This window comes from Arcicella sp. LKC2W, from assembly GCF_034931005.1.
Taxonomy (GTDB): Bacteria; Bacteroidota; Bacteroidia; order Cytophagales; family Spirosomataceae; genus Arcicella.
This window is the reverse complement of sequence record NZ_JAYGIN010000051.1, coordinates 1-12,310: the sequence shown is the minus strand read 5'-3', so window position 1 is coordinate 12,310 and position 12,310 is coordinate 1. Positions and strand designations below refer to the sequence as shown.

The window sequence follows — 12,310 nt, the reverse complement described above, 5'->3', positions numbered from 1 at the left end:
ACAACATTAACTTTTGCCCCAAGTCCAGTAGGAACATATAACTACTATGTAGGTTGTAAAGATGATGTAACAGGATGTGAAACCGCAGGAACAAATCGTGCAAAAGTAACGGTAGTTGTAAATCCAATTCCAACTGCACCAATAGATGCGAAATCTGATAAATCAGCAATTTGTGTTGGCGAGACAATTACATTAAGTGCAAGTTGTGGAGCAAACAAAACTGCGAAATGGTATGATGCAGCAGGAGCAAGTTTAACAACTTTAACATTCGCACCAAGTCCAGTAGGCACGTACAATTATTATGTAGGTTGTAAAGATGATGCAACAGGATGTGAAACAGCAGGAACAGACCGTGCGAAAGTAACAGTAATTGTAAATACGATTCCAACGGCACCAACAGATGCAAAATCTGATAAAGGAGCCATTTGTATTGGTGAAACAATCACATTAAGTGGAACTTGCGGAACTGGTCAAACAGCGAAATGGTACGACGAAACAGGAGTAGCTTTAACTTCTTTAACATTCGCACCAAGTCCAGTAGGAACATACAATTATTATGTAGGTTGTAAATCAAACTCGACAGATTGTGAAACGACAGCAGGACAACGTAAGAAAGTAACAGTAGTTGTGAATCCAATTCCAACTGCACCAACGGATGCAAAATCTGATAAAGGCGTTATTTGTGATGGCGAGACGATTTCATTATCAGCCACTTGTGGAACAGGTCAAACTGCAAAATGGTACGATGCTTCAGGAGCAGCGTTAACAACTTTGACTTTTGTACCAAGTCCAGTAGGAACATATAATTACTATGTAGGATGTAAAAGTGATGCAACAGGTTGTGAAACCGCAGGAACAAATCGTGCGAAAGTAACCGTAGTAGTTGACAAAGTACCAACTGCACCAACGGATGCAAAATCAAATAAAGGCGTTATCTGTTTGGGTGAAACGTTCAATTTGAGCGGAACTTGTGGAACAAACGAAGTAGCAGTATGGTACTTAGGAACACCAACAGGTAAAATCCTAACGAACTTAACAATTACACCAACTGCCACAGGAACGTATAAATATTACGCAAGTTGTAAATCAACAACGGGAGCATATTGCGAAACCGCTTCAGCGAATCGTAAAGAAGTAATCGTAATCGTGAATGGTAACCCAGTAGCGACAGCGAGTGTAAAAGATAACACAGTTTGTACAGGTTCAACGATAGAATTAGTAGGTGGTGAAACAGGTAATACTTCTTATACTTGGAGTGGACCAGCAGGTTTTGCGAGTAGCTTACAAAATCCAAGCATTGCGAATGCAATTGCATCGAATGCAGGGAACTACGTATTAGTAGTAGGTAATGGTAATAATTGTTCAGCGACTGCAGTAGTAAGTGTAAGTGTATTGGTTAATCCAGTAGCGACAGCAAGTGGTAATGTAGTTTGTGCGAATGAAACAGTTCTCCTAAAATCAGGAGCAACGGTAACAGGTACAGGCAACACGGTATCAACTTACGCATGGAGTGGACCAAACAATTATACTTCAAGCGAGCAGAATCCAAGTATTGCCAATGCACAACCAGATAGAAGTGGAGCTTATACCGTATTAGTAACAGATGCAAATGGATGTACAGCGAGAGCAACAGCAGGAGTTACGGTAAATATCTTACCAACGGCAACAGCAAGTAGCAATTCACCAGTATGTACAGGAGCCACGTTAAATTTATCAGCGACAGGCGTAGGCACTTACGCATGGAATGGCCCATCAGGTTATACAGCCACAGGAGCAAATCCTGCGATTGTAGTAAAAACTGACGGCAGTCAAGCAGGCGTTTACACGGTGACAGTTACTAACTCAACGGGTTGCACAAGTACAGCTACGGTGAATGTAGTGATTGAAAAATGCTTGAAATTAGGAGATTTAGTTTGGGATGATAAGAATAACAATGGCACCGTCGATGCAGGCGAAGCAGGTATTTCTGGCGTAAGTGTTAAATTATATAGAGATAGCAATAAAGACAATGTAGCGGATGGAACGTCAATCTTAACGACGACCACTGATGCTACTGGAAAATACATCTTCAACAACTTAGACCCAGATAGTTATCTTGTTGAAATTGTAGCCCCAACAGGATACCAAAGCTCAACAGGTAAAAATGGTTCGTTAACAGGGCCATTCGAACCAGGAGTAAGTCCAGAATTGGGAGGTACTAAAGATGTAAACAATGATGATAATGGAAGTTTAGTATCAGGACAAACGATTCGTAGTCAGTATATCACTTTAGATAATACAACCGAACCAACTAACGATGGTGATACCGATAACAACAGTAACTTAACGGTTGACTTCGGACTTTACAAACCAAGTAGTTTAGGCGACTTAGTATTCTTTGATAAGAATCGTGATGGTATCCAAGATGCAGGTGAGACAGGAGTAAGTGGTGTAAGTGTTAATTTGTATGACGGAACAACTTTAGTAGCAACGACTACAACGGATGTAAACGGAAACTACAAATTTGAGAACTTAGGTTTAAGCACTTACACGGTAGAATTTGTGAAGAGCAGTCTTCCAGCGAGCTATGTATTCTCACCACAAAATGCTGGTGGCGATGATGCTAAAGACAGTGATGCAGATTTAACGACAGGTAGAACTTCGCCAATTGTAATCAGCGTAGCAGGTTCATACAACAGCACGGTAGATGCAGGAATTAATTGTCCAGCAGCAGTCATCAAAGTAATTGCGACGGACAATACAGCATACTGTGAGAAACAGCCAATCAAGTTTACTTTGACTTTGGATGCGACGCAAGTAGGTGGTAAATCTTACGCTTGGAAAGGGCCAAATGGTTATACTTCAAATGTACAAGAGCCAGTAATTGCGAGTGCAGTATTGACTAATACAGGAACTTATACTGTAACTGTGACGGCGAACAATAGTTGTGAAGCAACGACGATGGCAACGGTAGCGGTATTAGTAAATCCATTGCCAACAGTAAGTGCAACGGGAGCGATAGTTTGTGAGACAGAAGCCATTAACTTGACTGCTGAGGGAAGTGGTAGTTTCTTGTGGAGTGGACCAAGTTTCAGTTCGACTCAACAGAATCCAAGTATTGTTAGTGCAACCTTAGCGAATGCAGGCGTTTACACGGTGACCGTAACGAATGGTAATAATTGTTCAATAGCAATGACAGTCAATGTAGTTGTGAATACTTTACCATCAGCCCCTGTTACACCAAGTGTTAGCAAAGGCGTTGTTTGTGATGGCGAGCAGATTACTTTGAGTGGTACTTGTGGCAGTGGCGAGATCGCTAAATGGTATGATGAATCAGGAGCTTTATTAACAAGTTTGAGTTTAGTACCAAGCATAGGAGTTCACAATTACTACGTAGCTTGTAAGAACACAACAACAGGTTGTGAGACAGGAGCAACGAATCGTAAGAAAGTAACGGTAACGGTGAATGCAATCCCAGTGGCACCGAGTGATGGAAAAGTTAGCAAAGGCGTTATTTGTTTAGGTGAAACAGTAAGTTTAAGTGGAACTTGTGGCACGAATGAAGATGCAGTATGGTACTCAGGCACGCCAACAGGAACCGTAGTAACTGCTTTAACTTTCACCCCAAGCATCGGGACTTACAAATATTATGTAAGTTGTAAATCGAATGTTGGAGCCTTCTGCGAAACCGCTTCAGCGAATCGTAAAGAAGTGGTATTGGTAGTAAATGGTAACCCAGTAGCGACAGCCATTGTAAAAGACAACACAGTTTGTACAGGTTCAACGATAGAATTAGTAGGCGGTGAAGCAGGAAACACTTCTTATACTTGGAGTGGCCCAGCAGGTTTTGCGAGTAGCTTACAAAATCCAAGTATTGCCAATGCAATTGGAGCCAATGCAGGGAACTACGTATTAGTAGTAGGTAATGGTAATAATTGTTCAGCGACTGCAGTAGTAAGTGTAAGTGTATTGGTTAATCCAGTCGCAACAGCAAGTGGCAATGTAGTTTGTGCGAATGAAACAGTTCTCTTGAAATCAGGAGCAACGGTAACAGGTACAGGCAACACGGTATCAACTTACGCATGGAGTGGACCAAACAATTATACTTCAAGCGAGCAGAATCCAAGTATTGCCAATGCACAACCAGATAGAAGTGGAGCTTATACCGTATTAGTGACAGATGCAAATGGATGTACCGCAAGAGCGATTGCCAATGTTACGGTAAATGTTTTACCAACGGCAACAGCAAGTAGCAACACGCCAGTGTGTGCTGGAAATGAATTGAAATTGTCAGTAAATGAATTTGTAAATGGTACTTATTCATGGTCTGGTCCACTTTCATTCACATCAAGTTTACGTGAACCAAGCATCGCAACCGCTACAACAGCTAACGCAGGTGTTTATACCGTAAGCGTGAAAGATGCAAACGGATGTACTGCAACGACAACGACAACCGTAGTAGTTGATAAGTGCTTGAAATTAGGAGATTATGTTTGGAATGATGTAAATAACAACGGTAAAGTAGATGCAGGTGAAACAGGAATCGACGGTGTGAAAGTTGAATTGTTCAAAGCGAAAGCAGACGGAACAACCGACGGAGCAGCAGTTGCTTCTCAAAACACAGTGGCAGGTAAGTATTTATTTACTAATCTTGAACCAGGGGATTACATTGTACAAATTACCGCTCCAACGGGTTATAAATCATCGACAGGAACAAATGGCTCAACAACTGGAACTTACGAACCAGCTCAAGACCCAGACAATAATGTTAATGATGACGATAACGGAACGACTGCAACGGGTCAAGTTATTCAATCGAATGCAATCACATTAACGAACTTCGGTGAGCCAATCAATGATGGAGATATTGATAATAACTCTAACTTGACAGTTGACTTCGGCTTGTACAAACCAGGTTCATTAGGTGACTTCGTTTGGTACGATACTAACCGTGACGGAATCCAAGATGCAGGTGAAGCAGGTGTGAAAGATGTAACTGTGAAATTGTACGACAAAGACAATAACTTAGTCGGAACAACTACCACTGATGCAAATGGAAACTACAAATTCACTGACCTTGCACCAAATGATTATAGAGTAGAGTTTAGCACATTACCAACAGGTTATGTATTCTCTACAAAAGATGCAACAACAGATGACAAAGACAGTGATGCTGATGCAACTGGTAAAACCACAACCATCACATTAACGGCTGGTCAAGATATAACAACGGTAGATGCAGGTATTAACTGCCCAGCTCCAAAAGCAACGGCAACAGGTAGAACGGTTTGCTTAAATGAGACAATTCAAGTGACTTCAACGAATATTTCAAGTCCATTAGTAGATGCGACATATTCTTGGACGAAAGTAGGAGGAACATTCACCAGTACAGAACAAAATCCAGTAATTGCCGTAAATGCAAGTGCAACGGATGCAGGAACTTACATGGTAACAATGACTTCTAAAAATGGATGTTCAGCAACGGCAACGGCAACCGCAGTAGTAGTGGTAAATGCTTTACCAACGGCAACGGCAACTTCAAATAGTCCAGTATGTTTAAATAACAAATTGACACTTGAAGTATTAACGAACGGAACGTCTTATTCATGGACAGGCCCAGCAGGTTCAGGATTTACTTCAACTTCGCAAAAACCAGAAATTGCTTCGGCAAGCGTTAATAACGGAGGAGTTTACACAGTAGTGGTTATGAATGGCAATAGCTGTTCAATCACGACAACTGTAAATGTAGTAGTGAATGCTTTACCAACGGCAACAGCAACAGGAGCAGAGGTTTGTGTAGGCAAACCAATTAACTTGACTGCAACGGCTGGATTTACAACTTATGCTTGGACTAAAGTAGGTGGAATATTCACCGCAACGACACAATCACCATTAGTAAATGCAAGTGCAGTAACAGGCGATGCAGGAACTTACCAAGTGCTTGTAACGAATGCAAACGGATGTACGGCTATCGCAACGACGGCAGTAATCGTAAATGAATTACCAACGCCAACGGCAAGTAATAACGGTGAAGTTTGTGTCGGAACAACGATTAACTTGAAAGCAACTGGTGGTGTAAACTACGCATGGAGTGGCGTAAATAACTTCACGGCAACAACGGCAGATGCTTCAATTGCAAATGCAGTAACAGCTAATGCAGGAATTTACACAGTAACTGTAACGAATGCTAAAGGATGTGTGGCAACGGCAACGACTGAAGTGAAAGTGAATACAAATCCTGCTCCAGTAGCAAAAGCTAATTCACCAATTTGTTTCAACGAAACAGTGAATTTAGAGGTAACAGGAGCAACAGGAACTTATTCATGGATTGGTTCAAATGGATTTACTTCAACAGAACAAAATCCAACGAACAAACCAACAGCAGCAGGCACAGTAACTTATACGGTAACTGTAACAGGTGTAGGAGGATGTACAGGAACAGCAATGGTAGCAGTAATTGTAAATCCGTTACCAAATGCTACGGCAACGTCTAACTCTCCAGTTTGTGTTGGTTCTCCATTGAACTTAAAAGCAACTGGTGGTAAATCGTATGCTTGGTCTGGACCAAATGGTTACGCATCAACTCAGGCAGAACCAATCGTAACAGCAACTACAAACCATGCAGGTGTTTATACGGTAACAGTTACATCATCTGACAATTGTACGCAAACCGCTACAACATCAGTAGTAGTAAATGCAGTACCAACAGTAACGGTCGCTAACGTAACGGTTTGTGTAGGAAATGATGTGAATTTAGTTGCGAATACAAATGCAACGAAATACGCTTGGACAAGTACAACAGGATTTACAAGTAATATTCAAAATCCAACGATAGCGAAAGCAACAGCAACTGACGCAGGAACTTATACTGTAAAAGTTGAAGATGCTAATGGTTGTACAGCAGTAGCGTCGGCAACGGTTGTCGTAAATGCTTTACCAACGGCAACCGCAGTAGGTGCAGAAGTTTGTGCAGGAAATACAATCACGTTGAAAGCAGTAGGTGGTGGAGATTATGCTTGGACGAATGGCAAAGGCTTTACGTCAACTTTAGCAGAGCCAACTATTGCTAACGCAACCGCAAACGATGCAGGAGTTTACACAGTGACTATTACCAATGGAACTCAGTGTACCGCAACTGCAACGGCGAATGTAATTGTGAACGCTCTACCAACAACAACTGCAACAGGAGCAGAAGTTTGTGTAGGCAAACCAATTAACTTGACTGCAACGGCTGGATTTACAACTTATGCTTGGACTAAAGTAGGCGGAACATTCACCGCAACGACACAATCACCATTAGTAAATGCAAGTGCAGTAACAGGCGATGCAGGAACTTACCAAGTGCTTGTAACGAATGCAAACGGATGTACGGCTATCGCAACGACGGCAGTAATCGTAAATGAATTACCAACGCCAACGGCAAGTAATAACGGTGAAGTTTGTGTCGGAACAACGATTAACCTGAAAGCAACGGGTGGTGTAAATTACGCATGGTCTGGACCAGGTTTCACAGCAACAACGGCAGATGCTTCAATTGCAAACGCAGTAACAGCTAATGCAGGAATTTACACAGTAACTGTAACGAATGCTAAAGGATGTGTGGCAACGGCAACGACTGAAGTGAAAGTGAATACAAATCCAAATCCAACGATTGAGCCAATTGCACCAATTTGTCTGGGTAGTGATATTGTCTTGAACGTAAGCGGAGTAGCAGGTAATAAGTTTACTTGGAGTGGTTCAAATGGATTTACTTCAACAGAACAAAATCCAATGGTAAGTCCTAAACCAACAACGGCAACAACTTATACTTACTTCGTAACAGTAGAAGGAGTTGGCGGATGTACAGGCACAGCAACGACCAGTGTAACGGTTAAAGCTAATCCAACCTTAGTAGTTTCAAGTGCTTCAATTTGTGCAGGAACAGTTGGTAAATTAGTAGCAAGTGGAGCAGATGTTTATGCTTGGAGTAATGTAGATGGTGGATTTACAACGACCAGTGCAGAGTTATCAGTAACGAAAGGTGGAGTTTATACCGTATCAGGCGTAATAGCAGGATGTGTAGCAACAGCCACAACAACGGTAGAAGTGAAAGCATTACCAACGATTACAGTTCCAACAATTGAAATTTGTGCAGGAACAACAGGTAAGTTAGTCGCAACTGGTGGTGTAAGTTACGCATGGTCTGGTCCAGAAACCTTCACAACCACAAGTGCTGAGTTATCGGTAACGCAAGCAGGTATTTATACCGTAATTGGCACTAACGCAGGAGGTTGTACCGCAACGGCAACAACTGAAGTGAAAGTGAACACGAATCCAAATCCAACGATTACGCCAATTGCACCAATTTGTTTAGGAAACGATATTGTCTTGAACGTAAGCGGTAGTACAGGTAATAAGTTTACTTGGAGTGGTTCAAACGGATTTACTTCAACAGAACAAAATCCAACGGTAAGTCCTAAACCAACAACGGCAACAACTTATACTTACTTTGTAACAGTAGAAGGAGTTGGCGGATGTACAGGCACAGCAACGACATCAGTAATTGTCAATGCTTTACCAACAGCAACGGCAACAGGAGCAGAGGTTTGTTTAGGAAAAGAAATCAAATTATCGGTTTCTCCAGAATTTACAACTTATGCTTGGACTAAAGTAGGTGGAACATTCACCGCATCGACACAATCACCATTAGTAAATGCAAGTGCAGTAACAACTGATGCAGGAACTTACCAAGTGCTTGTAACAGATGCAAATGGATGTACTGCTATCGCAACGGCGGCAGTAATCGTAAATGAATTACCAACGCCAACGGCAAGTAACAATGGTCCAGTTTGTGTCGGAACAACGATTAACTTGCAAGCAACTGGTGGTGTAAGCTACGCATGGAGTGGAGCAAATAACTTCACAGCAACAACGGCAGATGCTTCAATTGCAAATGCAGTAACAGACAATGCAGGAGTTTACACAGTAACAGTAACTAATGCAAAAGGATGTGTAGCGGTAGCAACCACAGAGGTAAAAATTAATACGAATCCAAACCCAATTGCGACTTCAAATACCGCAGTTTGTTTAGGTGGAGATATTAAGTTGAGCGTAACAGAAACGACAGGTGCAACTTACACTTGGTTAGGTGATAACTTTACTTCAACGGTAAGAGAACCAGTAATTAGCTCAACGAAAGCAGGAACATTTACTTATACCGTAACAGTAGCAGGAAATGGCGGATGTACAGGCACAGCAACGACATCAGTAATTGTCAATGCTTTACCAACAGCAACGGCAACAGGAGCAGAGGTTTGTTTAGGAAAAGAAATCAAATTATCGGTTTCTCCAGAATTTACAACTTATGCTTGGACTAAAGTAGGCGGAACATTCACCGCATCGACACAATCACCATTAGTAAATGCAAGTGCAGTAACAACTGATGCAGGAACTTACCAAGTGAAAGTAACAGATGCAAATGGATGTACAGCCATCGCAACAGCGGCAGTAATCGTAAATGAATTACCAACGCCAACGGCAAGTAACAATGGTCCAGTTTGTGTCGGAACAACGATTAACTTGCAAGCAGCTGGTGGTGTAAACTACGCATGGAGTGGAGCAAATAACTTCACAGCAACAACGGCAGATGCTTCAATTGCAAATGCAGTAACAGACAATGCAGGAGTTTACACAGTAACAGTAACTAATGCAAAAGGATGTGTAGCAACCGCAACGACAGAGGTGAAAATTAATACGAATCCAAACCCAATTGCGACTTCAAATACCGCAGTTTGTTTAGGTGGAGATATTAAGTTGAGCGTAACAGAAACGACAGGTGCAACTTACACTTGGTCAGGTGATAACTTTACTTCAACGGTAAGAGAACCAGTAATTAGCTCAACGAAAGTAGGAACATTTACTTATACCGTAACAGTAGCAGGAAATGGCGGATGTACAGGCACAGCAACGACATCAGTAATTGTCAATGCTTTACCAACAGCAACGGCAACAGGAGCAGAAGTTTGTTTAGGAAAAGAAATCAAATTATCGGTTTCTCCAGAATTTACAACTTATGCTTGGACTAAAGTAGGTGGAACATTCACCGCATCGACACAATCACCATTAGTAAATGCAAGTGCAGTAACAGGCGATGCAGGAACTTACCAAGTGCTTGTAACAGATGCAAATGGATGTACTGCTATCGCAACGGCATCGGTAATCGTAAATGAATTACCAACGCCAACAGTAACACCACCAACTTCGGTTTGTGCAAGCTCAAATGTTACTTTAACGGCAACGGGTGGCGGAACATATTTATGGACTGCTCCAGGTGGATTTACAAGTACATCGGCAACATTGGAAATAGCTAACGCAAGTGCTACTAATACAGGAACATTTAGTGTCTTAGTAACTTCTGATAAAGGATGTACTGCAATGGCAACGACAAGTGTAACATTGAACGACAAACCAACACCGACGATTGAGCCAATTGCACCAATTTGTTTAGGAAGCGATATTGTCTTGAACGTAAGCGGTAGTACAGGTAATAAGTTTACTTGGAGTGGTTCAAATGGATTTACTTCAACAGAACAAAATCCAACTGTAAGTCCTAAACCAACAACGGCAACAACTTATACTTACTTCGTAACAGTAGAAGGAGTTGGCGGATGTACAGGCACAGCAACGACCAGTGTAACGGTTAAAGCTAATCCAACCTTAGTAGTTTCAAGTGCTTCAATTTGTGCAGGAACAGTTGGTAAATTAGTAGCAAGTGGAGCAGATGTTTATGCTTGGAGTAATGTAGATGGTGGATTTACAACGACCAGTGCAGAGTTATCAGTAACGAAAGGTGGAGTTTATACAGTATCAGGCGTAATAGCAGGATGTGTAGCAACAGCGACAACAACGGTAGAAGTGAAATCAATACCAACGATTACAGTATCAAGTGCAACAATTTGTGCAGGAACAGTTGGAACATTGAAAGTAACCGAAACGGCTGATAGTTATGTATGGAGCGGAGATAACAACTTCTCAGCGACAACGCAAGAAGTATCAGTATCTAAAGCAGGAACATACACGGTAACCATTACAACAAATGGATGTAGTGCTTCAGCAACGACTTCGGTAGTTGAGAACACGAATCCAAATCCAGTAATTGACCAAGTTCCAGCAGTATGTTTAGGCAATGGTTATAAACTGAATGTAACAGGTGGAGCAGGAAATACTTACGCATGGACAGGAGCAGGCTTTAGTTCAACCGAACAAAGTCCATCGGTGACGGCACCAACAACAGCAGGAGTTTATACTTACTCAGTGTTGGTATCAGGAACAGGTGGATGTACAGGCACAGCAACGACAAGCGTAACGGTTAAAGCTTTACCAACGGTAACAGTATCAAGTGCAACAATTTGTGCAGGAACAGTTGGAACATTGAAAGTAACCGAAACGGCTGATAGTTATGTATGGAGTGGAGATAACAACTTCTCAGCGACAACGCAAGAAGTGTCAGTATCTAAAGCAGGAACATACACAGTAACAATCACAACAAACGGATGTACGGCAGTAGCGACGACAACGGTGGAAGTAAAAGCAATACCAACGATTACAGTATCAAGTGCAACAATTTGTGCAGGAACAGTTGGAACATTGAAAGTAACCGAAACGGCTGATAGTTATGTATGGAGCGGAGATAACAACTTCTCAGCGACAACGCAAGAAGTATCAGTATCTAAAGCAGGAACATACACGGTAACCATTACAACAAATGGATGTAGTGCATCGGCAACGACTTCGGTAGTTGAGAACACAAATCCAAATCCAGTAATTGACCAAGTACCAGCAGTATGTTTAGGCAATGGATATAAGTTGAATGTAACAGGAGGTTCTGGAAATACTTACGCATGGACAGGAGCAGGCTTTAGTTCAACCGAACAAAATCCATCAGTAACCGCACCAACAACGGCAGGAGTTTATACTTACGCAGTCTTGGTATCAGGAAATGGTGGATGTACAGGCACAGCAACGACAAGTGTAACAGTTAAAGCTGTACCAACGGTAACTGTACCATCAACATCAATTTGTGCAGGAACAGTTGGAACATTGAAAGTAACCGAAACGGCTGATAGTTATGTATGGAGTGGCGATAACAACTTCTCAGCGACAACGCAAGAAGTATCAGTATCTAAAGCAGGAACGTACACGGTAACAATCACAACAAACGGATGTACGGCAACAGCCACGACAACGGTGGAAGTGAAACCAATACCAACGATTACAGTATCAAGTGCAACAATTTGTGCAGGAACAGTTGGAACATTGAAAGTAACCGAAACGGCTGATAGTTATGTATGGA

1 protein-coding gene is annotated in these 12,310 nt (G+C 41.9%); it reads left to right on the top strand.

Annotated features, from left to right (window positions below; translation table 11 throughout):
* The coding region (locus tag VB796_RS23470) for an SdrD B-like domain-containing protein (protein ID WP_323349038.1) at positions 1-12,310 on the top strand (12,310 nt) is incomplete at both ends.